Source organism: Phormidium sp. FACHB-1136, assembly GCF_014697375.1.
Lineage (GTDB): Bacteria > Cyanobacteriota > Cyanobacteriia > Phormidesmidales > Phormidesmidaceae > Nodosilinea.
Window position 1 is genome coordinate 1 of record NZ_JACJRS010000079.1, and the last position, 25,556, is coordinate 25,556.

At 55.0% G+C, this 25,556-nt stretch carries 22 protein-coding genes; 7 read left to right on the forward strand and 15 right to left on the reverse strand.

The features are described from left to right. Positions 1-276: 276 nt before the first annotated feature. The 14 genes from H6G62_RS19450 to H6G62_RS19515 all read right to left on the reverse strand — a co-directional run bounded on the left by H6G62_RS19450 (position 277) and on the right by H6G62_RS19515 (position 13,859). Positions 277-714, reverse strand: a complete 438-nt coding sequence (locus H6G62_RS19450) for a DUF6036 family nucleotidyltransferase (RefSeq protein ID WP_190498212.1) — start codon at positions 712-714, stop codon at positions 277-279. Positions 715-1,528: 814 nt separating this feature from the next. Further along, positions 1,529-1,864: a DUF5615 family PIN-like protein gene (locus tag H6G62_RS19455; RefSeq protein WP_190498214.1), complete on the reverse strand. Its 336-nt coding sequence runs from the start codon at positions 1,862-1,864 to the stop codon at positions 1,529-1,531. Beyond that, positions 1,861-2,091 (reverse strand): DUF433 domain-containing protein, encoded by a 231-nt coding sequence (locus tag H6G62_RS19460; protein ID WP_106921277.1) that lies wholly within the window; start codon positions 2,089-2,091, stop codon positions 1,861-1,863. Before H6G62_RS19460 ends, H6G62_RS19455 begins: the two co-directional genes overlap by 4 nt. Positions 2,092-2,175: 84 nt before the next feature. Then, positions 2,176-2,526: a DUF5615 family PIN-like protein gene (locus H6G62_RS19465; RefSeq protein ID WP_347239388.1), complete on the reverse strand. Its 351-nt coding sequence runs from the start codon at positions 2,524-2,526 to the stop codon at positions 2,176-2,178. After that, positions 2,523-2,849 carry a DUF433 domain-containing protein gene (locus tag H6G62_RS19470; protein WP_190498215.1) on the reverse strand — a complete coding sequence of 109 codons (327 nt, stop codon included), beginning with the start codon at positions 2,847-2,849 and terminating at the stop codon, positions 2,523-2,525. Before H6G62_RS19470 ends, H6G62_RS19465 begins: the two co-directional genes overlap by 4 nt. 140 nt (positions 2,850-2,989) lie before the next feature. Beyond that, entirely contained in the window at positions 2,990-4,210 is a 1,221-nt protein-coding gene (locus H6G62_RS19475) for an ISAs1 family transposase (protein ID WP_242052173.1), read from the reverse strand. 181 nt (positions 4,211-4,391) lie between these two features. Next, positions 4,392-4,817 (reverse strand): aspartyl protease family protein, encoded by a 426-nt coding sequence (locus tag H6G62_RS19480; protein ID WP_190498217.1) that lies wholly within the window; start codon positions 4,815-4,817, stop codon positions 4,392-4,394. Further along, the gene (locus H6G62_RS19485) at positions 4,810-5,028 is read right to left on the reverse strand and encodes a hypothetical protein (protein ID WP_190498219.1); all 219 of its coding nucleotides are present in this window, start codon (positions 5,026-5,028) and stop codon (positions 4,810-4,812) included. The genes H6G62_RS19480 and H6G62_RS19485 overlap by 8 nt, the downstream gene beginning before the upstream one ends. A gap of 114 nt (positions 5,029-5,142) precedes the next feature. Then, positions 5,143-5,562, reverse strand: a complete 420-nt coding sequence (locus H6G62_RS19490; protein ID WP_190498221.1) for a DUF6516 family protein — start codon at positions 5,560-5,562, stop codon at positions 5,143-5,145. Between the two features lie 3 nt (positions 5,563-5,565). Next, complete coding sequence (locus tag H6G62_RS19495; RefSeq protein ID WP_199325125.1) at positions 5,566-5,808, reverse strand: hypothetical protein; 243 nt, start codon at positions 5,806-5,808, stop codon at positions 5,566-5,568. 234 nt (positions 5,809-6,042) lie between these two features. Beyond that, entirely contained in the window at positions 6,043-7,014 is a 972-nt protein-coding gene (locus H6G62_RS28660) for an HNH endonuclease (protein ID WP_190498225.1), read from the reverse strand. Positions 7,015-7,169: 155 nt separating this feature from the next. Next, on the reverse strand, positions 7,170-8,195 hold the full coding sequence (locus H6G62_RS19505; RefSeq protein ID WP_190498227.1) for a dihydroorotate dehydrogenase-like protein: 1,026 nt from the start codon (positions 8,193-8,195) through the stop codon (positions 7,170-7,172). A gap of 328 nt (positions 8,196-8,523) precedes the next feature. Further along, positions 8,524-12,255, reverse strand: coding sequence for a pyruvate:ferredoxin (flavodoxin) oxidoreductase (nifJ, locus tag H6G62_RS19510; protein WP_190498229.1), 3,732 nt, complete (start codon positions 12,253-12,255; stop codon positions 8,524-8,526). Positions 12,256-13,040: 785 nt separating this feature from the next. Next, complete coding sequence (locus H6G62_RS19515) at positions 13,041-13,859, reverse strand: DUF4114 domain-containing protein (RefSeq protein ID WP_190498231.1); 819 nt, start codon at positions 13,857-13,859, stop codon at positions 13,041-13,043. Between the two features lie 447 nt (positions 13,860-14,306). Between H6G62_RS19515 and rsmA the strand changes: the two genes are divergently transcribed. The 7 genes from rsmA (at position 14,307) to crtI (ending at position 24,692) form a co-directional block, all read left to right on the forward strand. Next, positions 14,307-15,152: a 16S rRNA (adenine(1518)-N(6)/adenine(1519)-N(6))-dimethyltransferase RsmA gene (gene rsmA / locus H6G62_RS19520; protein WP_190498233.1), complete on the forward strand. Its 846-nt coding sequence runs from the start codon at positions 14,307-14,309 to the stop codon at positions 15,150-15,152. A 174-nt stretch (positions 15,153-15,326) separates the two neighbouring features. Further along, positions 15,327-16,271, forward strand: a complete 945-nt coding sequence (ispE, locus tag H6G62_RS19525) for a 4-(cytidine 5'-diphospho)-2-C-methyl-D-erythritol kinase (RefSeq protein ID WP_190498236.1) — start codon at positions 15,327-15,329, stop codon at positions 16,269-16,271. An 85-nt stretch (positions 16,272-16,356) separates the two neighbouring features. Beyond that, positions 16,357-16,665 carry a DUF3082 domain-containing protein gene (locus H6G62_RS19530; RefSeq protein WP_190498237.1) on the forward strand — a complete coding sequence of 103 codons (309 nt, stop codon included), beginning with the start codon at positions 16,357-16,359 and terminating at the stop codon, positions 16,663-16,665. Positions 16,666-16,981: 316 nt separating this feature from the next. Next, positions 16,982-19,168 carry a GAF domain-containing protein gene (locus H6G62_RS19535; protein WP_190498239.1) on the forward strand — a complete coding sequence of 729 codons (2,187 nt, stop codon included), beginning with the start codon at positions 16,982-16,984 and terminating at the stop codon, positions 19,166-19,168. 6 nt (positions 19,169-19,174) lie between these two features. Then, entirely contained in the window at positions 19,175-21,229 is a 2,055-nt protein-coding gene (locus tag H6G62_RS19540; protein WP_190498241.1) for a PAS domain-containing sensor histidine kinase, read from the forward strand. Beyond that, positions 21,226-22,986, forward strand: coding sequence for an EAL domain-containing protein (locus H6G62_RS19545; protein WP_190498243.1), 1,761 nt, complete (start codon positions 21,226-21,228; stop codon positions 22,984-22,986). Before H6G62_RS19540 ends, H6G62_RS19545 begins: the two co-directional genes overlap by 4 nt. 62 nt (positions 22,987-23,048) lie before the next feature. After that, complete coding sequence (crtI, locus tag H6G62_RS19550) at positions 23,049-24,692, forward strand: phytoene desaturase family protein (protein ID WP_190498245.1); 1,644 nt, start codon at positions 23,049-23,051, stop codon at positions 24,690-24,692. Between the two features lie 433 nt (positions 24,693-25,125). Here crtI and H6G62_RS19555 read toward each other — a convergent pair whose 3' ends face one another. Beyond that, positions 25,126-25,404, reverse strand: a complete 279-nt coding sequence (locus tag H6G62_RS19555; protein WP_199325126.1) for a hypothetical protein — start codon at positions 25,402-25,404, stop codon at positions 25,126-25,128. Between the last annotated feature and the right edge of the window lie 152 nt (positions 25,405-25,556).

Below are 25,556 nucleotides of genomic sequence, written 5' to 3' on the forward strand. Positions count from 1 at the left end.
TGCTTCTGAAGCTCTTGCTTTTCCTCTGACGTTAGATAGTTTCTGACTCCCATGGCTTATTCCAGAATTTTAATGTATTATACGCAGTTTAGATGACTAACAGCTTAATATACAATGAAATCCCGTGGAACTTCATTAGGTTAGTATAGCAGAGTCAACAAAACTACCAGTGGGCACAAATAAGCCAGAGTGCAGGGTGCTGTTGGGGGTGACTGTAATGTGCCCTGCTGATTGTAAAGGGGTGATCGTGACGATGTTGCTAACGCATCCTATGGACTAAGACAAGTTTTCGAGATCTGCCAAGTCTTGAAGTCGGCCTGAGGCAGACTTATTGCGCTTGAGGTTTTCTAGATCGATAAAGTCCACCGCAATACCATCGATTTCTACAGTCAGTCGATTGGTGTAGCAGGTGGAAAAATCTACTCCATCGGGTGTCGTAATGAGGTCGATTCGGCTAGGGGGATAGCCCAACTGAATGACCTGATCTGGAGTCAAGAAGTCTTCTGCTTGAAGGTTCAGAGATGCAAATCCAAACTGGTCTAGGGCTTTCAGCATGTTGGCTGCATTTTCAGGGGTCATTTCAACCCAAATGTCAATATCTTTGGTATAGCGAGGATAGCCATGCAAAGCCACAGCATAACCACCAATGACCAAATAGTTGACCTGATTATCGTTTAGCGACTGTATAAACTCTTTGAAGTCTTGGTTCAGCACCGTATTTCCAGAGATGATACTGTTGGCGAAGATTTTCTAGTGCCCAAAGTCTGTCGATATAGGGCTGTGTGCGCCAGTAAGCAGTATCTTGCTTGGGCGCGTGAAGGCTTGCTTTGGTTACGACGGCTTGTATCGTACGCTGTTTTGAGGCTGTCATGGTCGGGACTCCATGATGGGTAGAAAATCTAAAGTGATGGCTCTTTAACCTACGTTATGGATATGAATAAGCGTAGCGTATTTTGCATCAGATTAGCAGGGTGAGCCTGATGCAAAGGGCCAATTCAAGGTTGAAGTGCAACACCTGCTCAAATCCGCTTGCAGCCATGGATCTAAGACTAAGCCTATGAAGGAGACCTATAGCCTGCTGTGCTGCGCTGTACCGTGTTCCTGGTTGTGGTCATGACCGCGAAGGCTGACAGCGGCTCTGAGACAGAGTGTTGCACTTCAGATTTGAATCTGCGAACTGCTTGCCCTTGCAGAGGCCGAGGTTGACGTATTTATAACCGTTGATTGAAACCTATCGTTTCAACAGAATTTGCCACAATTTGATATGGCGGTGATTGTTTTACATGCACTGTCTAATCGTTTGGCGGATTTAAAGCCGTTGGCCCCCAAAATTTTAGCTATTTTAGATAGCGTGGTTAAAGGTCAGGCGACGGTTATCAGCCAGTAAGGTAGCCAAGCCAAAGCCAGTGGGCACAAATAAGCCAGGGTGCAGGGTGCTGTTGGGGGTGGCTGCAATCAGCATCGCTGGTTGTAAAGGGATGATGCATTAGCGGCAAGCATAACGCATCCAACGAACTGTTCTTTACAATCATCGCGAGAGGGCCAGCAGCGATAGTGTCTCATCGTCATAGAATGATTTAATCGCGTCAAAATTTCGACGCATCACAGCTTCGACTTGCTGGGTTGAACAGTTGCCTAGCCGCAGCCAAATCACTTTTGGCGGATTCCCGAAAACCAGGCTTCGATCATGCATGTCGGCATCCTTGGGAACAATCATTAGGTTGTTGTCTTTAGCGAAATCCCAAACGATTGGATCGTCGGTGGCTTTCATGCCGACATCTCGAACATGGAGTGAATTTGGGAAAAGATCGCTCAGGCGGCGGGGCAATTTGGGCGATAGGTTTTCATCAAATAGTAGTTTCATGCGGATAGGGGAGCGGTCATAAATCGACGCTCACGGTCGGCGGCATAGGCGATGCAGGCTTTGAGGTCTTCTCGTGTGAGATCGGGGAAGTCGTCAAGGATTTCGGCTTCGGTCATTTCGGAGGCGAGATATTCTAGGACTTCATAGACGGTAATGCGTAGGCCGCGTACGCAGGGTTTTCCGCCGCGCTTGTTGGGTTCAATGGTGATGTAGTTGCGGTAGTCCATATATAATTCCTCAGTCAATTGTTCTTTTTTTAATGCTATTTAAGCCAATCCAACAGGCAGAAGCCAGCTAGGGCGACGGATTCCTTAAAGGGGCAGTTTGGCAATGCGGTTTATCCATTCGTCTGCGCTGGATGCGGCCCAAATTAACAGCAGTTCTTCGATGGTGGCTTCGATGGATAGCTTTCTAGAAACAATGATTACGCCTGAACTTTGGTGGCTGACTATAAAATCGGCGAATTCGGATGGCATTGTTTTGCGATCATGACTGACGAGGATGCGCTTTTGTGTGGCAGCAATCATCAATACGTCTGCATCTTTAACGCCTTCTAATCCAGCGGCTAGGGCGGTTTGAAAGTTGATTTTGGGTTCTCGTCGCAAGACCCCTGTGACGATGGCCTGGTTTAGGTCGGCATCGGCTTGATAACGAATCGTCACGATTTGACCTGCTGTACGGCTTTGTCTTCTAGGAGTTTTTGATATAAAGCTGGATCACTGCTTTGCAGGGGTTGGGGCATGGCATCAAAAGCAGCCTCTTCGTTAGCTAGGTAGGTATCAATCTCGGTGAGGTTGGCTAGGTAGAAGGTGATGGATCCATACACTTGTTCTAGGGTTAGCAATGGGAAAGACTGAACGATGCTTTCAGGGGATAATCCATTGCGAAAGGCATAAACAACGGAGTCGAGGGAGACGCGGGTTCCTTCGACCCAGTAGGTATTATTTCGATATTCTACGTAGGATTTAGCAGCGACAACGGGCATGGGTTTACCTTGGTGGGGTTAGTCGAGGTTTACTGGGCCTGTTGAGGTTATTTTAGAACAATCTGATTGGGTCTGGAAAAGCCAAGCCAGGGGGCACAAATAAGCCAGGGTAAGCGCAAGAAAATCATCGAGAAAATGTGCTACGTTGCCAGACCTGCGGCAAGGACAGTGAGCATGTAGTCCGGACTCATTGAGGCTCGCTTCGCCTTCTGCTTGAGACTTCGTTGCTTTGAGGTTTCCTGGTTCAGGACACTGATGGCCAAGCGTCGTAGGAGGGCCATGTTCTCGCCCCCATGTCCCCGTCGAATGCGAGACTTGTTCTCCCCCCAGGTGACATCAAGCACCCAGTGGAGTTGATTTTCGATGCCCCAATGGGTGCGAATGGCCCGACCAATGACGGCGGCATCACAGGGCAACGACGTGAGATACACCATCGTCTCTTGGGTGATCTGGTTCCAGAGATGCCGAACCCGCTTCACCATGCCGATGGTTTTGAGTCCCGCCCATTGCTCGATGTGGTGCAGGTCTCCCATGATCGCGACCGGTACCGCCCACACCTGCCGATGCTCCCGTCGATGATGGCCCGACTCTACCCGAGCGTCATAACGGTGCTCTAGAGCAGCAAAGTTCGACGCCTCAGCCTGCTTAAACCATGCCGTGACCTCGGCCCACAAGGTGGGGTGATTGGCCTTGAGACAGAGGACGTAATCAGCGCCGTGCCCAAGAATCTCACGAGCAATCTCCTTCTGGGTGCCCATGGCATCGAGGGTGATGATGCAGCCGCTGATATCGAGCAACTTGAGCAACGCGGGAATAGCAGTGATTTCATTGCTCTTGGAAGCCACCTTCACCTGGCCTAACAACAGTCGATGCTCACTCGCCCAAGCACTGACCACATGGAGCGCCGATTGCTTGGCAGTGCGGTCGTAGGAGCCTTTGATGGTCTTGCCATCGATGGGAATGACCTGAGCTCCGCTACCCTCAACGATCTGCTTTACCCAGCCCAAAAAGCAACGCTCTAGGGCATCCGGGGCCATCCGCTCGAACAACCGACGGTAGGTGTCGGCATGGGGCACACCGTTCGGTAACGCGAACAGGGTGCTCAGCCATGCCTCATGGCTCTCGGCATAGGTCTCGATGTCCTCCCAGCCCGTCGCGCCCCCGATGACCTCTAGAATCGCAATCATCACAATGCTCAAAAACGGATGTTCTACCCCCTGACGCCCACGCGGGTCTTCTAGGTCAGCGAATTGCGCTTGCCACTGCGCTTGGACTGATTCGGCGTCAACCGCCAGCGGCAGTGGCTTCGGAGCTGGACGCGGTTGAACGACATCTTTGGCGGACACAAAGCCTTTAGCCATGGAAAACCTCGGGGATAGTGACTGGGTGATTCCCTAGCATCTTACAAGCTCATTTTTCTTGCGCTTACCCTGACAAATAAGCCAGGGTGCATGGTGCTGTTGGGGGTGGCTGTAATGTGCCCTGCTGGTTGGAAAGGGGGGATGCGCGATGCTATTGCTGACTTATCCTAAAAACTATGTTCTACACTTCAGCTTGTTTAGGGCGAATTTCAAATTCGGAGCGTACGCGGAAGAAGCAGACATCAAACTCGAAGAAGAAGTTGGCTTGTCCTAAAATTAGCGGTACGTTAGCGGCTTGTGTCCAGGCGAAGGCTAGGTTGATGGGCGGAAAGGAGGCGACTTGGGCCTGAACAATAACGGCACGGGCTTCAAATCGAGCTAGATTACCTGCTAACAATACGGAGAGTTGTTCTTCTTCCCAGACTAAGCCCAGTTCTTGGCCAATTTCGTAGGGTAAAACGTTGACGCTGGCTCCTGTATCTAGGAGACCTTCGGTGTTGAGAGATTGGCGATTTAGGCTGAGCGTTAGGGGCAGGTATGGCATTCGATCTACCATACCAAGATTGCTGTCAAGGATTTTGTAGGGGTATTTTTGGGGTTCAACCATCTTGGGTTTGCTGCTTTGTGGCGAGAAGATTCATAAGGACGTTGGCGGCTTCAGAGCAATTGTAGGGCGACCAGATGGGGTATTCTTGGTTCTCGACAAAGACGTTTTGGTCTTCTTCTCTGACGAGTTCTGTGACTAGGAACTGCATTAGGCGCAGTTTATCAATTTTGGGTAGTTCCTGAATTTGGGTCATTAGCTCGGTTAGGGACATTGAAAGACCTCTTTTTATTAAAGGTATTAAAGCCAAGTCAGTGGGCACAAATAAGCCAGGGTGCAGGGTGCTGTTGAGGGTGGCTGTAATGTGTCCTGCTGGTTATTATGAACTCTAAGTTTGATGGCGAATCTCATCAATTTCTTGCAGTATAAAAGGCAGATTTGGATGGTTGAAGTCAATGTTCGGTGCGGGAATACGATTGCGCTTGATGTTGGGCGGGATATGCTTATGATGGGGGAAGGTTGAGGCTAGAGAGGCATCGTTGGGGTGCGGAAAGTCGTCGTACCAATATAGGCGAGTCTCGTTTTTGTAGACTTCGTAGCCGTAGGAGGTGATCAGCCCTGCGTCAAAGTCTAGTTCTTCTCTCATGCGGAGTCTGAGGCCATCTTTGAAGAAGACTTCTCCTTCTGCGGTGCCAGAATAGGGACTGTTAGACCACACGGTTATGGTTGTTTTCTCAATATCGTCGCGATCAAGGATTTTTGATATGAAGCGACTGTAACTATCGAGGGATCTGAGAGGGGCTTCCATTTTTTAGTAGCTGGGCTGAAAGCGAAGAGTTGAAGCTAGTTCGCGCTCACCAAGCTGTTTTACGTAGGCTTGTTTGCGACGTAGCCAGGTTTCATAGATGCCTTTCCATCGGCTGAAGTCGGTGCGGGTTTCGTCAAATTCGTCGTAGCGGGAAAGTTGGCCTGACGTTAGGGCAGCATAAAAGTCTTCGCTGAGAACGCCATATTTTTCTTCGTAGAGGGTTAGGCGACGTTCGAGCAGCTTCATTTCAAGAACTAACTCATGGATTTCCATTAGTTTATGCCTATTCTTAAGTGAACTTGCCCAGATCTGTTTGCCTACTGAGAGCCAGTAGTTTTTTTGATAAGTCAAGTATAGCGTAAGGCTTCTTGGGGCCAAAGCCAGTGGGCACAAATAAGCCAGGGTGCAGGGTGCTGTTGGGAGTGGTTGTAATGTGCCCTGCTGGTTGTAAAGGGGTGATGCGTTATGTTGATAGCACACCTACGAAATGTGACCTTTTGAAAAAACATTTCGATGATAAGCCAGATACTCCTGATGTTCTGATTCAAATGTTCTAAGCATCATCTCAGTGTTGATTCCAAGTAGCCTGATAGACTCGTCGGTGATTTTAGGGGAAATCATGATTTTTCCTTGTTCATCAAAGGAAATCAAAAACTTATCAAATAATGAGTCGAGATTTGGAGCTAGAAGCAAGCCATTAAAGGAATCTAGTCTTTCATGGTTATTACTGTCTCGCCAAGGCTTAATGTGTGATGCTCTAAGAATTGCAGTTATAGACAAACCAGTTACGGCGCACTTGCTCTCCCAGTATTCTTCTAAATCATCACGAAACTTTCCTTGTCCGACACGACTTTTAACGATTGCCTCGCGTTCGGTTTTTGATAGTTTTGGGTCTAACAGTAAATTATTTAGTGTTTCTGTATTTAGATCAGGCTGAATAAAATCCATCAGATCTTCTAGACGTGAGTCTTGATTTTTGTGTTTTAGGATGATTTCTTCTACAATCTTACGTTTTCCAGACTTCAAAGAATACACATATATCTCGCCTTTAGATTTATCAAATCTATGAATAAATTTAGTCCATATATTATTGAAGTCACTTGGAAATCCTTTTGTTGTGAATAAAGCACCAAGCCATCCCTGTGGATTAAACTGCCCTTTTGGAGATTTATAATCTTGATTTGTATCAAACTTAGGGTTTAATATTGGATCATTTATATAACAAAATTTGCCTCTTCTAATAATGGGAATTCCTCGTTCTTCTATTCTGTCAGCCATGTATTGCAATAAGTGCCGCGATGTTATTTTTTCTTCTCCTGATTCGACAAGAAATTGACAAATAGAACAGCAAGCTATTGTTAGCCTTAAACCTTGACTTTTCAGTATAACTCTAATATCAGTGTCGTCAATAGGTTTGAATTCACTTGCAAGAAATTCAATTTCTTTATTCACTTAATTTTCCCTAAAATCGACAGAATGCTGATGGATAAGCAGAGAGGCTTATAGCTTTTGATGTTATCTTTCGGTCGGTTTATCCTGCATACAAAGATTTATGCAAGGTGGCAGGGAAGAAGGAGATTCCCCACCACCCAAACTTTACCAAACCCCTAATGTACAAACTGATGATCCGGTGCCCAGATGGGGTGGTAGGACTGGATGGCCCGCATATATTGCACCCGCTCGAAGTCGCTGGGGTTGGGGCATTTTTGTTGGCTCATGCTGCCGCGCAGTTGGGCCAGGGATTCGTATTCGTGGTCAGTTAGCCATTGGATGACTTCCTCCTCAATGGTTTTGATGTGGCCGATGCCGTGGCGCAGCAGCGTGGCTACTAGCATGGTGACATCGGCTCCGGCCATCAGCAGTTTGACCACATCTTCGGCTCGGCTAATGCCACTGGTGGCGGCGAGGCTGACGGGCAGCTTGCCGTAGAGCAGGGCAATCCAGGTGAGGGGCAGGCGCATATCCTGGGGGGCGCTGAGGATGAGGTTGGGCTGAATTTCAAGATTTTCGATGTCGATGTCGGGTTGGTAGAAGCGGTTGAACAGCACCAGGCCATCGGCTCCGGCTTCGCTCAGGCGTTTGGCCATGTTGGCCATGTTGCTAAAGAAGGGGCTGATCTTCACCGCCACAGGGATTTGCACCGACTCTTTGACCGAGCGCACGATATCGATATAGTCCTGTTCCACATCGGCCCCAGAGAGATTGAGGTCGGTGGGAATCCAGTAGATATTGAGTTCGATGGCATCGGCTCCGGCCTCTTGCACCTGTTTGGCGTAGTCAATCCAGCCGCCCAGGGTGGCCCCGTTGAGGTTGGCGATGATGGGAATATCGACCCGCCGTTTGGCTTCTCGGATGTGCTCTAGGTAGGCTTCGGTGCCGACGTGGAAGGTTTCGGGTTCTGGGAAGTAGGTGAGGGCTTCCGCAAAACTTTCGGTGCCAAATTCGGTGTGGTGGTGAATTTCCAGCCGTTCCCGCCGAATTTGTTCCTCAAACAACGAGTGCATGACGATGGCCGATGCGCCAGAATCCTCCAGCCAGCGGAAGTTGTCGATGTCCTCGGTGAGGGGGGCGGCGGCTCCCACCACAAGGGGCGATTTCAGCGTTAGGCCAAGGTATTGGGTGGTTAAGTCCATCACGGGTTCCTACAAATTGGGGTACAGAATCTTGGGGCCGAGAGATCCCAGGGTTCTTGAAGAACCCTGGGATCTGGCTTGAACGGAAGCCCTCACCCCCGGCCCCTCTCCCAGGGAGGAGAGGGGAGAACGGAGGTTGGTGTAAGGGGTTCTTGTCCATAGAGAGCTTGGCTGTTTCTCAAAGTCCCTCTCTCTTGGGGAGAGGGATTTAGGGTGAGGGCTTCCGGGGATTTGGGCGTGTTGCCGGGGATTGGATCCCCCCTAGCCCCCCTTGGGAAGGGGGGAACCGGAGTCAAAGTCCCCCTTTCTAAGGGGGATTTAGGGGGATCTACTCCGCTTCGGGGGCCGCTGGCTTGGGCTTAACGGGGGCCGAGTGATCCAGCGAGTAGCTGCGGTTGGGCGGCAGGGGTTGCTCGTCCTCTAGGCTGCGGGCGGCCAGGTATTGGTACATGTGGTACCGACTGGCGACGCTGATTTGGGCTTGGCGCAGCAGCTCCTTGGCCTCGGCGGGTTTGCTCCGCAGCAGCATCTTGAAGCGGTTTTCGCTGTATAGGGCCTGTTCTAGCGGGCGCTTCGGGGCGCGGCTGTCGAGTTGCAGGGGGTTTTCGCCCTGGTCGGCCCGGCGGGGGTCGTAGCGGTAGAGCAGCCAGCGACCGGATTCCACCGCCGCCGTTTGTTGCTCCATGCCCTTGGCCATGTTGATGCCGTGGGCGATGCAGTGGGAGTAGGCGATGATCAGCGAGGGGCCATCGTAGGCTTCGGCCTCCATAAAGGCGCGCAGGGTGTGCTCGTTGCGGGCACCCATGGCCACGCTGGCGACGTAGATGTTGCCGTAGGTCATGGCCATCAGACCGAGGTCTTTTTTCACCGCTGGCTTACCCCCCGCCGCGAACTTGGCCACGGCCCCGATGGGAGTCGCCTTCGACATTTGGCCGCCCGTGTTGGAGTACACCTCCGTATCCATCACCAGCACGTTGACGTTGCGCCCACTGGCCAGGACGTGATCCAGGCCGCCATAGCCGATGTCGTAGGCCCAGCCGTCGCCGCCGACGATCCACACGCTCTTTTTGACTAGGTAGTCGGCCAGGGAGCGCAGGTTTTGCAGGCGGGTTTTGAGGACGCGGTCAGCCCCGTTGAGGCTGTGCAGCCAGCCGTCGATGCCCTGCTTCAGCAAGGCCACCCGTTCCCGCTGCTCGAAGATGTCGGCTTCGGTGGTTTGGGCATTGCCGAGGATGGCGTTGGCCAAATCCCGCGACAGGGGCGAGTTTTCGGTATTCAGCGCCAGGGTATGCAGCAGTTCCGCCGCCTGCTGGACGTGCTTATCTAGCGACACCCGGAAGCCCATACCGAACTCGGCGTTGTCCTCAAATAGGGAGTTCGACCAGGCGGGGCCGCGTCCCTCGGCGTTGTGGGTGTAGGGGGTGGTGGGCAGGTTGCCGCCATAGATCGAAGAACAGCCCGTGGCGTTGGCGATCAGCATCCGGTCGCCAAACAGTTGGGTAGCCAGCTTGATGTAGGGGGTTTCGCCGCAGCCGCCGCAGGCTCCAGAGAACTCGAACAGCGGTTCCTGCATTTGCTGGTGGGAGATTTTCCGCAGATCCAGGTCGTTGCGGTTGGGGTTGGGCAGCTTCAGGAAGAACTCCCAATTTTCCGCCTCGGGTTCCCGCAGGGGCAGTTGTTCCGCCATGTTGATGGCCCGCTTGCTGGGTTCCGCCTTGTTCTTGGCGGGGCACACCTCTACGCACAGGGCGCATCCCGTGCAGTCCTCAACGGCCACCTGAATGGTGAACTTGAGGTCGCTCCAGGCATGATCCTTCGCCGCCGTGCTTTGGAAGGTGGCCGGAGCACCCTCTAGGGCCGATTCCTCGTACACCTTCGAGCGAATCACGGCGTGGGGGCAGACCATCACGCACTTGCCGCACTGCACGCACACATCGGGATCCCAAACGGGTACCTCCTGAGCCACGTTGCGCTTTTCGTACTGGGTGGTGCCGCAGGGGTAGGTGCCATCGGCGGGCAATGCGCTAACGGGGATGCTGTCGCCTTCGCGGGCCATCATCTTAGCCAGCACGTCCTTCACAAAAGGCGGAGCGCTGTCGGGCACCCACTTGTGGGGGGTGGGGTCGCCGTTGGGTTCGCCCACGGGCACTTCATAGAGGTGATCCAAGGAGGCATCCACCGCCTTGATGTTCATGGCGACGACCTCTTCGCCCTTCTTGCCGTAGGTCTTGCGGATGGCGTATTTGATCGCCTCGATGGCCTCTTCCCTGGGCAGCACCCCAGACAGGGCAAAGAAACACACCTGCATCACCGTGTTGATGCGTCCCGCCATGCCCGCTTCCCGCGCCACCTGGTAGGCATTGATGGCGTAGACCTTCATTCCCTTGGCGATGATCTCCTGCTGCATGGTTTGGGGCAGGCGCACCCAGGTTTCCGCCGGGTCGTCGAAGGGGCTGCTGAGCAGCAGAGTTGCCCCCGGTTTGGCCTCGTGGAGCAGTTCCAGCTTGTTGACGAACTCCCACTGGTGGCAGGCGACGAAGTTGGCTTCGGTGATCAAATAGGTGGAGCGAATCGGGTTTGGCCCAAACCGCAGGTGGGATACTGTCACCGAACCGGACTTTTTGGAGTCGTAGACGAAATACCCCTGGGCGTAGTTCGGGGTGTCTTCGCCGATGATTTTGATCGAGTTTTTGTTGGCCCCCACGGTGCCATCGGAGCCGAGGCCGTAGAACACCGCCCGCACCACGTTGTCAGGTTCGGTGGTGAACGTGGGGTCGTAGTCCAACGAGGTGAAGGTGACATCGTCCACAATACCCACCGTGAAGTGGTTTTGGGGATTGGCCTTAGCCAGGTTGTCGAAGACGCCCTTCACCATGGCCGGGGTAAATTCCTTAGAAGACAGGCCATAGCGACCGCCCACTACCTTGGGATAGAAGGGCCGGGGTTCCTCAAAGTGGGGAGCCTCTTCGCTACCCTCCAGGTGAACCTTGCCCTCGGTCTTGGGCAGTTCGTGGATGGCGTGCACCACATCTAAATAGAGCGGTTCGCCCGGACTGCCCGGTTCCTTGCAGCGATCCAGCACCGCCAGGGATTTCACGGTTTTGGGCAGGGCGTTGACGAAAGCAATGTTGTCGAGGGGCCGATAGAGCCGCACCTTCAGCACGCCGACTTTTTCGCCCTGGGCCAGCAGCGCATCCACGGTTTCGTGTACCGTTTCTGCCCCAGACCCCATCAGCACCACCACCCGCTCGGCATCGGGGGCACCGTGGTACTCATAGATGTGGTACTGCCGCCCGGTCAGCTTGGCAAAGTCATCCATGGCCTGCTGCACAATGTCGGGGCAGGCGTTGTAGTAGCGGTTCACCGTCTCCCGTCCCTGGAAGTACACATCCGGGTTTTGGGCGGTGCCCCGAATGAAGGGCCGATCCGGCGTTAGCGCCCGCTGGCGATGTTGCAACACCAGGTCGAAGGGCACGTATTCCGCCAGGGTTTCGTCGGGAATCGTCTCGATTTTCTGCACCTCATGGGAAGTGCGGAAGCCATCAAAAAAGTGCAAAAACGGCAGACGCGATTCCAAACTGGCCCGAATGGCAATGGCCGCCATGTCCTGGGCTTCCTGTACCGAGTTGGAGCAGAGCAGCGCACAACCCGTCGCCCGCACCGCCATGATGTCGCTGTGGTCGCCAAAAATCGAAAGCCCCTGCGCCGCCAGGGATCGCGCCGCCACATGGATCACCGCCGAAGTCAGTTCCCCAGCAATTTTGTAGAGGTTGGGGATCATCAACAGCAACCCCTGGGAGGCGGTGAAGGTCGTCGTTAGCGACCCCGCTTGCAGTGCCCCGTGAACCGCCCCAGCGGCTCCGGCCTCGCTCTCCATTTCCACCACCGAGGGCACCGTGCCCCAAATATTGGGCTGGCTCACCGAGGCCCAGGCATCGGCCCACTCACCCATGGGCGACGAGGGCGTAATCGGGTAGATGGCGCAGACTTCACTGAGGCGATAGGCCACCTGAGCGACCGCCTCATTACCGTCTAGGGTGACAAACGCTTGATTTTCCATTGCGATCCCCTTGGGACTAGATGGGCATGGCTCAGACCAACAACCGGAGGGCATCTGAGCCGCGAACCCCTGACCAATGTGTGATTCCGTGGTGCAGGGCAAACCGAACTCAACGAACACAGATCTAACTAATCGGTAGAATGAGAGCCTTACTTTCTCAACCCACGCCTTGTTTAAGTAGATCTATCTCCTAAAAAATCCTTAACTAAACGCCATTTATTTTTTTCGATGTGTTATGGCGAAGTGCCCAGTATTTAAGTCAGCTTCTAAACTCGTGATAACAGTTCTATCTTGACACTGCTTTTTGCGTTAGAGGTAGGTTTTTAGGCAAACTTTACTAGGGCACTAAAGCCTTGCCAGTCAAGGGAAAGTTGCCCCTGGAATGATTGCTGTGAATCACGGGTCATCATTCCCTGATCTAAATATTGAACCTATTGCTGACGTTAAAAGAATATTAAGAAATAACAGACAATAAATAGGATCTAACCATTGGTTTCCCAAGATAGGGATTGAATCCCTAAATGATTTTATTTTTCAAGTCTGTGGGATGCCCAATCTCAAGTATTGCGCAACAATTCGCAAGCTGATTTAATGTTCTTTATCGCGCCATCGTTTCAGCTTCATAATTCGTAGGATTTGCTCCATCTTGGCGACCTCGTTGGACAAGGGCATAAAAAAGGAGGCAATGCGTCATTGCCTCCCTACGGAGCGAGTAATGGGGATGCTAGGACAGCGTACCGATGGGCAGTCCGTCAGACGCCGCCCGGTTCGGTAACCAGGAGGATCTAGGCTTCTGAGGTGGCCTTGCGGCGCAGGGTGGTCAATCCGCCCAGACCCACCACTAGCAGACTAATCACGGCAGCGGGTTCGGGAACATCTGCCGCTGGTGGGCCTTGCTGAATGCCGCGCACCGCAAAGACTACGTCGTTGTAGTCGCGGTCGCCACCGCCAATGATGTCTTCAAAGCCGAGGATCGTCCATTCGTTGTGTTGGAAGGCAACGATGTGCTGAAGACCGTCAACATTCTTAGTTGGGTCGCCTCCCAGGGTGCGGCGGGCCACTTCCTGTTCATACTTGGCAATTTGGCTGGCGGTGGCGGTTGGCCCCGGTTTGGCCAGGTTAAAGCCATCGGAGATGATGGAGAAACTCAGTTGGGTGGGGCCAACGAATTTACCCAGGCTAACCCCTTGGCCCAGCACCAGGGGGCCATTGCTGTTGGACAGAATGCTAAACGGCGAGGAGACATCATTAAAGATCATCCCCGACTGAACAGGATTGCCGCCGCCATCGGTGGCCGAGTAAATCAACTGATTGCGATAGCCTGCGCCCTCATTAATAAAGTAGACCTCCACCGGATCGACGCCATTCCAGAACAGCTTGCTGGCATCCAGTTGGTAGCGGCCCAGAAAGTCTGAGGAGAGGGCGTTGCTCTCCCCCTTAACCAGTGCTCTGACGGCACTCAGGGTTTCGGAGGGCTCCAACAGGCTCATATCCTTGAGGTTTCTGAACCCCAACTCCTGGGAGAATTCCGTGGGGCTGAGACTAGCACTGGGCAGGGTCTGGGCCGAAGCGGGGGCCACCATGCTCATGGATAATGCAGCCATCGCCGCCGCCCCAACGCCTAAAACAGAGTGATGCATAACCATATGTGAAAAACCTTTGGTGGCAAGGGTGAATAGGATCGAAGCAACAAGGAGGCAGGGAACAAACTCAGCGACTGGGGTTAGACCAACGGAACCGATGCAACGGGACAGACCCGATTCATCGATCCATCGCTTGGGGCGAGGGCATGGAGGTAACCCTAGCGTTAGCTTTCACTTTAGGAGGTGGCCTCGGTATCTGGCTTGGGTAAATGCCACAGTTCTAAACCATGATTTCGGTGAATTGTGGGAGAGGATGGCTGAAAAAACCTCGGAAAATACGACCTCGGAAAATACGGTTAGACCACACCAGGAATGCCCACAGCTAGGCCAGCGGGGCTAGGGATTAGGGATTAGGTGTAGGGTAAGGGTTAGGCGATTCGGGCGATGTGTGACTGCGAGGAGAGATCCATGTTTTCCCAACCTACGCGCAAACGCTTTGGTCAGCATTGGCTCACCAGTGAGAAGGTGCTGAGCAAGATTGTGGCGGCGGCGGCGGTCACGGATCAGGATATCGTGCTGGAAATTGGCCCCGGTACCGGAGTGCTGACCCAATCCCTACTGCCCCTGGCCCAGGCGGTGGTGGCGGTGGAAATTGACCGGGATCTCCACCATCGGCTATCCCAGAAATTCGCCCAAAAACCCAACCTTTACCTGATTCAGGGCGACTTTCTCACCCTAGACCCCACGGTGCTAGAACTCCCGACGCCCCCCCCCCTCGATGCCGTGCGTTCTCGCCCCAACAAGGTGGTGGCCAACATTCCCTACTACATCACCGGGCCAATTTTGGAGAAGCTGCTGGGCACCATCGCCCACCCCAACCCCCAGCCCTACGACAGCATTGTGCTGCTAGTGCAAAAAGAGGTGGCGGAACGGCTCTACGCCAAACCCGGTAGCCGCGCCTTTGGGGCACTCTCTGTGCGGGTGCAGTATTTGGCCGATTGTGAACTGGTCTGTCCGGTGCCCGCCAAGGCGTTTCAACCGCCCCCCAAGGTGGATTCGGCGGTGGTGAAACTGACCCCTCGCGCCCTGCCCGTCGCCGCTGAGTCGCCCGATTACCTCGATCAACTGGTGCGCCTAGGCTTTGCCAGCAAGCGCAAAATGCTCCGTAACAACCTCAAGGCCACCGTAGATCGCGATCATTTATTGACTGTGATGACCGAACTGGCCATCCCCGAAACCGCACGGGCCGAAGACCTCGGTGTACCCCAATGGGTCGCCCTCAGCAATCGCCTCGGCCCAACGCAGACTCAGTAGATCACAAACGTCCTCTTTTGCCGCGATCTAGCCCACCCTGACGGGAAGCTTCCGGCTTCCCTCTCCTCGTAGGAGAGGGGCTGAGGGTGAGGTCTTACGGGGGCTTTACGATCTCCTAAGACTAGGGAAGACAGATGAAGGGCTACAATCCTGTAGCAACCCCTTTGGTGTCCCATGCGTTTGTATTCGCTGCTGGCTGCGGCCAAGATCAATCTGTATTTGGAAATTGTGGGCAGTCGTCCCGATGGGTTCCATGAGCTGATCATGGTGATGCAAAGCGTTAGCCTAGCCGACCGGATCACGGTACGCAGCATCGGCACCGATGAGATTCGGGTACAGTGTTCTCACCCCCTAGTGCCTACCGATGAAACCAATCTTGCCTACCGAGCCGCGAATCTGATGATTCAGCGCTTTCCTGGCATTGTGGCCAAGCTGGGCGGGGTGGAAATTACCCTAGAAAAACAAATTCCCGTGGGGGCAGGGCTGGCCGGAGGATCGGGCAATGGGGCAGCGGTCTTGGTGGGGCTGGATATGCTGTGGCAACTGGGTCTCACCCAGGCGGAACTGCAAGACCTGGCGGCGGAACTAGGCTCGGATATGCCCTTCTGCATCAGTGGCGGCACGGCCCTGGCCACCGGACGGGGGGAAAACCTCGACCCCCTGCGCGGCATCGATGACCTTTATGTGGTGCTGGCCAAGTATGAGTCGGAATTTGTCTCGACCCCCTGGGCCTACCAAACCTATCGGGCTGAGTTTGGCACCACCTACCTTGCCGATGCAGCGGATTTTGCGGATCGGCAACACCAGGTGAAATCGGGGCCAATGGTGGCGGCCATCGCCCAGCAAGACAAAGCCGCCGTGGGGCGACATCTTTATAACGATTTGGAAAAAGTGGTGCTGCCCGCCCATCCCAAAACCGCCCACCTGAAGGAAACCATGGCCAGCCTGGGCGGACTGGGCACCCTGATGTCGGGATCTGGCCCCACCGTGTTCACCCTGGTAGAATCGCAGGCAGAGGCCGAGGCCCTGGCCCAAGGGTTGCGTACCCAAATCCCCGATCCCGATCTGGGGGTTTGGGTGGCCCAGTTCTGGCCCACGGGCATTCAGCTCAGCCCCTAGCCTTCGCTGTCCAGATCATTATTCTTAACCGCATTCTTAACCGCTTCTTCCTCCACTCATCCCTGCTCCACTCCTCCTCAAACCGATGACCGACGATCCCACCGATACTCCAGCCCTAACACCCACGGCCAAAATTCTCAAGTGCTTTAGTGGATCCTTTATGGCGGGCACCATTGCCCTCCTGGCCTACCGTTTAATGGTCAGTATTGCCACCACCTTCGCCGCCAAGCCCATCCTGTCCAACAATCCCACGGCCATGAACATCGCGGCGGCGGTGCGTACCCTCGTGGTGGGTATGGTGGCCCTAGGGGCCGGGGTGTTTGGCATGGCAGCCCTAGGCTTATTCTTGTTGGGAATTCAGCTCTTTTGGCAACGCCTCAGACCAGCGGCCTAGGCACCCTAGGAATAGTTAGGTATCACCGGAAGACATATCACAATGGGGCTCAACTCCGTTCAAAGCTGATTGAAGATCATCAAAACATCACCATTCGCTAGGCAAAAGTATTAAAACTATGTTTAGTGGGTTAAATATGGCCCAGTTCTGGGCAAGTTAAGTTCCAGGTTGGTTGCGTATCCTTGGTCAACACCGTAGTGAGGGGTTAGTGAAGATAGAGCTTCGTCAAAACTAGGGGCAACGGTAGCCGACGACGACAGGCTTTTCTGACATTAACCTCCTGAGTAAGGGTAAGACAGGTGGACAGGGATTCCCTATGGCTACATCCGCTACATCGCCTTCGGAAGATAAGCAACGGCCCTGGCCCCTGGAGGTTCAGGCGCTACAGCAGGCGCTGCATAACCAGCGCAACTACAACCACCTGATCACCACTATCATCAGTCGCTTTGTCGAGATTAGCCCCGCCGATCTCGACCAGGAGATTCGCCATAGCCTGAGCCTAGTGCGTCAGGCCACCCAGGTGGATGGCTGTTGTTTAAGCTTCTGCCAAACCCATCTCGCCAGCCCGGATCGCGCTTGGGCCGATGGCTGTTTGGATGCCGCTAGGGGCGTCAGCCTGATCCATCTGCCCTGGAGTTGTGTCCGGTTGCAGCGGGAGGAAATGGTCTGTATTCCCAATGTGGCCGACCTGCCAGCGGAGGCGGCCCTAGAGCAAGCCCACTGGCAACAGCAGGGGATTGGGGCGGCGCTGATTCTGCCGCTGGTGCATAAGTCCGCCGTGGTGGGGGCGATGGGGCTGATGGCTTGTCAGCCTGTGGCGGATTGGTCGGTGGAGACGATTCAGCTGGTACAAGTCCTCGGCAAAATGATTGTGGCGACCCAGCAACGCCTGGAAGACGAGCGCCTGCTTCAGGAGAATGAGGAGCGCCTGCGCCTTGCCCTCAGCGCCACCAACCAGGGGCTCTATGATGTGGACTTGACCACGGGCAAGGTGTTGGTAAGCCCAGAATATGCCACCATGCTGGGCTACGACCCCGCCACATTCCACGAAACGGAAGACCATTGGCGGGAGATGCTGCACCCGGATGATTGGACAACGGCAACGGCCATCTACGACGCCTACATCGCCGGGGAAATTCCAGAATATAAGCTGGAGTTTCGGCTCAAAACCCAGTCGGGGCAATGGAAGTGGATTTTATCTTTGGGCAAAATTGTGGCCTGGGATGAAGCGGGCCGTCCGCTGCGGATGTTGGGCACCCATACGGACATTGATGACCTGAAACGGGCCGAACATGCCCTTAGAAGCAGTGAAATCCAGTTCCGTACCTTCATGGATAACAGCCCCATGGTGGCCTGGATTACTGACCCCGACACCCACCGGGTGGAATACACTAGCCAGGGCTGGTACCGCAACTATGCCCCGCCCCCCCAGCCCATCGACCTACCGCCCCTGGGCAAGTCCTTGTTTGAGATCTTCCCGGAGGAGATTGCCCAGGTCTATGCCCACCACAACCGCTGGGTGGTGGATCACCATGAGTCCTTGGAGGTGGTGGAGCCCGGTCTACGCCCTGACCACAGCCCTGGGGAGTTTCTATCCTTCAAGTTTCCCCTACCCCAGCCCCACGGCAAAACCCTGGTGGGTGGGGTGGCCATCGACATCACGGAGCGCAACCGAACGGAGCAACGCCTTGCGCTGCAAAGTACCATCTTGGCCCGCATTGCCCGCAAGGAACCTCTGCACGAGATTCTCACGGCCTTGGCGCTAGCCATCGAGGATCTGTTACGGGAGAGCCTGTGTTCCATTATGTTTTGTGGGGTAGACGGCTGTCTCCACGCCGGGGTGGCCCCCCATTTACCCGATGCCTACAGCAAGGCTCTGGAGGGAACCCAGGTGGGTGAGGCGATGGGATCCTGCGGTACGGCGGCGGTGCGACGACAGCCTGTCATTGTGGAGGATGTGGCCACCAACCCCCTCTGGGCCAATTTTCGGGATTTGCCCCTGGCCCACGGGCTGCGATCCTGCTGGTCAATTCCGGTCTTTGCTAGCGATGGCCCGGTGTTGGCCACCCTGGCGGTCTATCACCGGGAACCCCGCCAACCCTACTCCCACGATCTGGATACGCTTCAGTTGGCGGCCAACCTGGCCAAGGTGGCCATCGAGCAAGACCAAGCCACCCATGCCCTAGAACAACTCAACCACGACCTAGAAGACCGGGTGGCCCAGCGCACCGAGGCACTTCAGCGCAGCCAAGATCGTCTGAAGGAAGCCCAACAGGTGGCTCGCCTGGGCTGGTGGGAGATGGATGTTCACACCCGCCAGATGACCTGGTCGGAAGAGGCCATGGCCCTGCTCGGCCATAGCCCAGATAATCCATGCACGAATCTGAGGCACCATCTGTCTGAAGCTGGATGGGATCACTTTAACGACATCGTCAACCAGGCCATCGAAACTGGAACACCCTGCACCGCCGACCTTGCCATCATCCGCCACGATGGTAGCTAGGGGTGCTTGTTTATCAAGGCCACCTTAAACCGTTTTGACCAAGGGGATCATAGCCATATTTTTGGCATTGCCATGGATGTGAGCGACCGTTGGGTGATCCAAAACATCCTCCGACGCAGCGAAGAACGCACCCGTGCCACCCTACTGGCCCTGCCAGACTTGGTTTTTCGGGTTAACCGGGAAGGCATTTATCTCGACTTCATGGCTTCTCCCCAAAACGGCAATTTGGTGGATCCTGACAATGCCCTGGGCAAACATCTCTCGGAGGCGTTGCCCTCCGGCACCTCTCAGCACCACCTAGGTCAAAAGCTGGAGGCCATCCATCAAGCCCTGGAAACCCAAACCGTGCAGTGCTACGAACAGGTTGTTTGCTTAGGTGGCGAACAGCGTTACGAGGAGGTGCGGGTGGCCCCCTGTGGCCGGGATGAGGTGGTCTTTTTCATTCGCGACATCAGCGGCCGCAAGCGCACTGAACGGGAACTCATTCGCAGCCGGGATTTGCGGGAGGCGATTTTCAACGAATCCACCGACGCTCTGTTCTTGGTGGATCCCCAAACCCAGCGAACCATCGATTGCAACCAGCGGGCTGTTGATCTCTTTGAAGCCTCGGCCAAACACCAGCTCGTCAACATTGCAGGCCACCGACTTCAGGTGAAGCCCTTCACCGAGGCAGAACTTCAGGAGATCTACGCAATCATCGACCGTCGCCAGGTGTGGAGCCAGGAAATTGAGTACCGCACCTTCACAGGGAAGACCTTTTGGGGCAATCTGGCCACTAGGCTAATTGTGGTAGCGGGGCAGCGGCTCAAGCTGGTGCGGGTGACGGATATCAGTGATCGCAAGCAGGTGGAACGCGCCCTTCAGCAAACGAACCAAGAGCTGGCCCGCGCCACCCGCATGAAAGATGAGTTCCTGGCCAATATGAGCCACGAACTGCGTACCCCCCTCAACGCCGTTTTGGGCATGGCGGAAGGGTTGCAGGATGAGGTGTTTGGCCCCTTGAATGAGCGTCAACAAAAAGCCCTCCGCACGATTATCAACAGCGGCGATCACCTGCTGGAGCTGATCAACGACATTTTGGATTTGGCCAAAATTGAGGCGGGGCAGATGACCCTAGACCCCACCCCCGTCGCGGTCTCCTATCTGTGTTCCTCCAGCCTGCCCTTTGTGCAAACCCAGGCCCAGGAAAAGGGTTTGGTTCTGAAGGTTCAGGTGTCGGATCATCTGCCCGATGTGCTGGTGGATGAGCGTCGTCTGCGCCAGGTGTTGATTAACCTGCTGAACAACGCCGTGAAGTTTACCCCCTCCGGCGGCATTGTCACCCTCAGCGCCCACTTCCTGGATGCCCCAATCACAGGCGATCCGGCTTGGCTACGGATCACCGTCAGCGATACGGGCATCGGCATTGCCCCGGCAGATTTGGACAAGCTGTTCAAGCCCTTTGTGCAAATTGAGAGCGCCCTCAACCGCCAATACAGTGGTACGGGTTTAGGGTTGGCCCTGGTACAGCGCATGGTGGATCTCCACGGGGGGCGAGTGCAGGTGAACAGCGAGGTGGGGGTGGGGAGCCAATTTTCCGTTGACCTTCCAGCCCATGCCTTTTCCCCCTTGCCCGCCCCGGTCAGCATCGTTCAGCCCCCTCCCAGTTCAGGCCCGCTTGTGCATCGGGCCGATGCGTCCAAGCCTCTGCTGCTGTTGGTGGATGACAACGAGGCCAATCGTCTGACCCTCTCCAGCTACCTGGGGGCCAAGGGCTATCGCCTGGAGATGGCGAAAACAGGACGGGAGGCCGTATCTATGGCCCAACGGCATCACCCTGATGTGATTTTGATGGATATTCAAATGCCGGATATGGATGGCCTAGAGGCCGCCCAACAGATTCGCGCCGATCCCACCCTGGCCAGTACCAAAATTGTGGCCCTCACTGCCCTAGCCATGCCCGAAGATCGGGATCAATGCCTGACCCTCGGCATTGATGCCTACCTCAGTAAACCCGTTAAGCTCAAGGCCCTCGCGGCCACCGTTCGGACAATCCTCAACAATCAGGTTCTTTCCCCATGACTTTTGTGCTCTTAATTGTTGACGATGAGCCGGATAACTTCGACGTCATCGAGACCCTGCTAGACCACGAAGACTACCAGCTTCACTACGTTGAAAATGGCGAAAAAGCCCTGGCGATGCTGCCCGTCCTTCAGCCAGATCTGATCCTGCTGGATGTGATGATGCCGGGAATTGACGGGTTGGCCCTGTGTCAGCGGCTGAAGGCCATGCCCCAGTGGCAGTCGGTGCCGATCATCATGGTCACGGCCTTGGCGTCGAAGGAAACCCTCGCCCAATGCCTAGAGGCGGGGGCCGATGATTTTGTCAGTAAGCCCGTGAACCGTCTAGAGCTAACGGCGCGGGTGCGGTCGATGCTGCGAATTCGCCAACAGTATCAACAACTCAACAACTTCAATGCCCAGCTTGAGGCCAAGGTGGTTCAACGCACCGCCGAACTTCAGGATTTGCTCTACCAAGACAGCCTCACCCAACTGCCCAGCCGCATCAGTCTCCTAGAGCAAGTTGGGGCTGTCCTCGCCGATCAGCGCACCGATTTTGCCCTCGTCTACTTAGACTGCGACCAGTTCAAGCTGGTGAACGGAGCCTTTGGCTACACGGTGGGTAACCAGTTGCTGCGGGCCATTGCCGAGCGCCTTCAGCAACATCTACGCCCCAGCGATATTTTGGCGCGGGTGGGGGAAGATGAGTTTTGCTTTTTGCTCTCCCCCCTAACCTCCCACTTCGACCTGGAAGCCTGGGCTATAGAGGTGATTCAGTCCTTCCATGATCCCTTCCAAACCCCCCACTGCGAAATGTTTATCACCGCCTGCCTGGGGCTGGCCATGGGGGATAGTGCCACCGCCAGCCCCGAAGCCCTGCTCCAAGCCGCCGACACCGCCATGTATCGGGCCAAGCATCAGGGGAAGGGCTGCTACCACCGCTTCGACCCCCAACTGCACGAGGCCACCCTGCGCCGCCTCACCCTCGAAAACGACCTCCAACGCGCCCTTGACCAGGGGGAACTGGTGGTCTACTATCAGCCGATCATCTGTTTGGCCACTCAGCAAGTGGTTGGACTGGAGTCCCTCGTCCGGTGGCAACACCCAGATCGGGGGCTGGTGCCGCCGGGGGAATTTATCCCCTGCCTGGAGGAAACCGGGCTGGTGGTACGGGCGGGGCTGATTGTGTTGCGCCAAGCCTGTCAACAACTGCGAGACTGGCATCAGCAGGGTTGGGCAACCCTAACGGTGGCCGTAAACCTCTCGGTGCGGCAGTTTGCCAGCCCTACCCTGCTGGCGGATATTGACCAAGTCCTAGCGGAAACCGGAGCTAACCCCGCCTACCTGAAGCTGGAAATTACCGAAAGCGCCATCATGGAAAATGCCGAAGCGGCCACGGTGTTGATGGATGCCCTACGGGAACGCCGCATCCAAATCAGCATTGACGATTTTGGTACGGGCTATTCCTCCCTGGGCTATCTCCACCGCTTTCCGTTAGATGTTCTCAAAATTGACCGATCCTTTGTGCGCGACATGCATCGCAGCCACCGCAACTATCAAGTGGTAGAAACCATCATCACCCTCAGCAACCAGTTGGGCTTGGCGGTGGTGGCCGAAGGCATTGAAACCCTCGACCAACTCCAGGCGTTACAAAACCTGGGCTGCGAACTGGGCCAGGGCTTTTTCTTTGCCAAACCTGTCCCCGCCGAGGCCATCACCCCCCTCCTGCACCTGCCCCTTAACCCAGTCCTGCAACCTGCCCTAGGGGCGCAGGGGTAGTAAGGGTAGTAAGATATGAACAGCGTGTAAACCTTTGTAAACCGTTTGGGCAGGAGTCGCACATGGGCCGTAAGCAAGCCATCATCATCGGGTCGGGCGTTGGCGGGCTATCCGCCGGGATTCGCCTGCAAAGCCTAGGGTTTGACACCACCATCGTCGAAAAGCTGGATGCCCCCGGTGGTCGGGCCTACGTGCGACGCATGGAGGGCTTTACCTTTGATATGGGGCCAACGGTGATCACGGTGCCCCACTTCATCGAAGAACTCTTTTCTCTGGAACGCGACCACGCCGATCTCACCTCCGAAGATTTTCCCTCCACCATCGTCGATGAGAACAAGCGCATCAAAGAAGGCATCTCCGGTGGCCCCAGCACCAGCCGCTACGTCCAACTCATCCCCATCCTGCCCTTCTACCGGATTTACTTCGACGACGGTACCTATTTTGACTACGACGGCGACGATGCCCACACCCGCCAGCAAATCCAAGACCTAGGCGAACCGGGCGATCTAGAGGGCTACGAGCAATTCCAAGCTCAGTCCAAAGCCATTTTTGAGCGGGGCTTTTTGCAGCTCGGCTACACCCACTTCGGCACCGTCGGCGATATGCTCAAAGTTGCCCCCGACCTGCTGCGGTTGGATGCGGTGCGTAACCTGTTCCGCTTTAGCAGCCGCTACTTTAAGAGCCACAAACTGCGCCAGGTGTTCACCTTCGAGCCATTGCTAGTGGGCGGCAACCCCCTCTCAGTACCCGCCATCTACGCCATGATTCACTTCGTAGAAAAAACCTGGGGCATCCACTTTGCCATGGGTGGCACCGGGGCGCTGGTGCAGGGCTTCGTGAAAAAGTTTGAGGATCTGGGTGGACAAATCCGCTACAACACCGAAGTCACCAAAATCAACGTCACCCAGCAGGGCGGCAAAAAAGTCGCCACGGGCATTACCCTAGCCGATGGCACCGTGATGAACGCGGACGTGGTGATTTCCAACGGCGACTGGGCCAACACCTACAGCAAACTGATCGAACCCCAGTACCGCTTCTGGAACAGCGATCTGCGGGTGAAGCTGACCCAGCAATCGATGTCGGTGTTTGTGATTTACTTTGGCTTCAAGGCCGATGGCACCGAAACCGAAAAACTCTGCCACCACACCATCCTGCTCGGCCCCCGCTATGAGGGGCTGCTGAAAAACATTTTTGGCCGCAAGGTGCTGTCCAAGGACTTCTCCCAATACCTGCACCTGCCCACCCTCACCGATCCCTCCCTCGCCCCCCCTGGACACCACGCCGCCTATACCCTGGTGCCCGTGCCGAATAATTACTCCGGCATCAACTGGGATGAGGCCGGGGAGCAACTCTGTGAGGCGGTCTTCAGCTACCTGGAAGACCGGGGCTACCTGCCCAACCTGCGGGAACGCTTGGTGTGCAAGAGCTACATCACCCCCGACTACTTCGAGGGCACCCTCAACGCCTACAAGGGCAACGCCTTTGGCCCAGAGCCGCTGCTGGTGCAGTCTGCCTTTTTCCGGGGCCACAACCGCAGCGAAGACATCAGCAACCTGTACCTTGTCGGTGCAGGTACCCAACCGGGGGCAGGCACCCCCAGCGTCATGATGTCCGCCAAGATGACGGCGCGGCTGATTGCCGAGGATTTCGCCATTGACCCGGCCATCGTCAGCGGCAAGGCCAGCCCCGAACTGAGCGTGCGCTAGGCCAAACCGGAGAGGATCTCTGGTTCGCAACGCAGTTTTTTGGTCAAAGCCCATGGTTCTCCCAGAATCGTGGGCTTTTTGCCGCGATAGCCTCGACGCGGCTGATCCCTAGTCCGGCGGGGCCACACCATGTCCTCATCTGGTTAACGGCCATAACGCCTAGCAGCTTTGATTCCTTGTAGGTTGGGTGACGCGACAGAACCTAACAAGCTCGAAGTCCTCGGCGAGGAGTCGGTTCCGCTGGGCTGTAGCCAATCTGCATTGGAGATGGGTTAGGCAATCGGGACATCCACAGTCCATATCCACAGTCCATATCAACCCACTATAAAGTTCAATCCTAGGGGCTGGGCTAGGGCAGCATTCCCTGTCGATTGGATTTGGGTGCAGTGTAGATGAACACAGCCCATACCTATGCCAGATAATGCCAACCTAATTACTCAATCCCTAACTGCAAACCGGGCATAAGGCGCTCCAAATTCTTTAACGATTTACCCTGCCATGGAATATCTTTAGAGCCCTTAACAACCAATTTCATCTGATTATGCTGCCTCACTTTGATAACAAATTTAGAGAGCATATTAATTCCTGAGCTATTGAGAAACTCTAGCTTTTGCAAATCTAGAGTTAATTGATCCGGTGCGTTGTCTAAAGCTTGGTTCAAGATCGTAATAATCGGATCATATTCTCCAGCACCACTTAAGCGTAATACCAATAAAAAATGAAGTTGAGCATAATTTAGGCTGATTTCTGGAATTCAGCTTGGAGTAGGGCATCGAGAATGAAGTCATAGCCCGTGATGGACTGCACTTGTTCTGGCGTCAGACGGGCGAGTTCTTGGTCAACCCGCTGTTGAAGGGCCTCCAG

What these genes read in the sequence shown, in the direction of transcription:
- H6G62_RS19455 (WP_190498214.1), bottom strand. Translation starts at nt 1,864, where the DNA reads ATGAAACTACTATTTGATGAAAACCTATCGCCCAAATTGCCCCGCCGC.
- H6G62_RS19460 (WP_106921277.1), bottom strand. Translation starts at nt 2,091, where the DNA reads ATGGACTACCGCAACTACATCACCATTGAACCCAACAAGCGCGGCGGA.
- H6G62_RS19470 (WP_190498215.1), bottom strand. Translation starts at nt 2,849, where the DNA reads ATGCCCGTTGTCGCTGCTAAATCCTACGTAGAATATCGAAATAATACC.
- H6G62_RS19475 (WP_242052173.1), bottom strand. Translation starts at nt 4,210, where the DNA reads ATGGCTAAAGGCTTTGTGTCCGCCAAAGATGTCGTTCAACCGCGTCCA.
- H6G62_RS19480 (WP_190498217.1), bottom strand. Translation starts at nt 4,817, where the DNA reads ATGGTTGAACCCCAAAAATACCCCTACAAAATCCTTGACAGCAATCTT.
- H6G62_RS19485 (WP_190498219.1), bottom strand. Translation starts at nt 5,028, where the DNA reads ATGTCCCTAACCGAGCTAATGACCCAAATTCAGGAACTACCCAAAATT.
- H6G62_RS19490 (WP_190498221.1), bottom strand. Translation starts at nt 5,562, where the DNA reads ATGGAAGCCCCTCTCAGATCCCTCGATAGTTACAGTCGCTTCATATCA.
- H6G62_RS19495 (WP_199325125.1), bottom strand. Translation starts at nt 5,808, where the DNA reads ATGAAGCTGCTCGAACGTCGCCTAACCCTCTACGAAGAAAAATATGGC.
- H6G62_RS19505 (WP_190498227.1), bottom strand. Translation starts at nt 8,195, where the DNA reads ATGGACTTAACCACCCAATACCTTGGCCTAACGCTGAAATCGCCCCTT.
- nifJ (WP_190498229.1), bottom strand. Translation starts at nt 12,255, where the DNA reads ATGGAAAATCAAGCGTTTGTCACCCTAGACGGTAATGAGGCGGTCGCT.
- H6G62_RS19515 (WP_190498231.1), bottom strand. Translation starts at nt 13,859, where the DNA reads ATGGCTGCATTATCCATGAGCATGGTGGCCCCCGCTTCGGCCCAGACC.
- rsmA (WP_190498233.1), top strand. Translation starts at nt 14,307, where the DNA reads ATGTTTTCCCAACCTACGCGCAAACGCTTTGGTCAGCATTGGCTCACC.
- ispE (WP_190498236.1), top strand. Translation starts at nt 15,327, where the DNA reads ATGCGTTTGTATTCGCTGCTGGCTGCGGCCAAGATCAATCTGTATTTG.
- H6G62_RS19530 (WP_190498237.1), top strand. Translation starts at nt 16,357, where the DNA reads ATGACCGACGATCCCACCGATACTCCAGCCCTAACACCCACGGCCAAA.
- H6G62_RS19535 (WP_190498239.1), top strand. Translation starts at nt 16,982, where the DNA reads ATGGCTACATCCGCTACATCGCCTTCGGAAGATAAGCAACGGCCCTGG.
- H6G62_RS19545 (WP_190498243.1), top strand. Translation starts at nt 21,226, where the DNA reads ATGACTTTTGTGCTCTTAATTGTTGACGATGAGCCGGATAACTTCGAC.
- crtI (WP_190498245.1), top strand. Translation starts at nt 23,049, where the DNA reads ATGGGCCGTAAGCAAGCCATCATCATCGGGTCGGGCGTTGGCGGGCTA.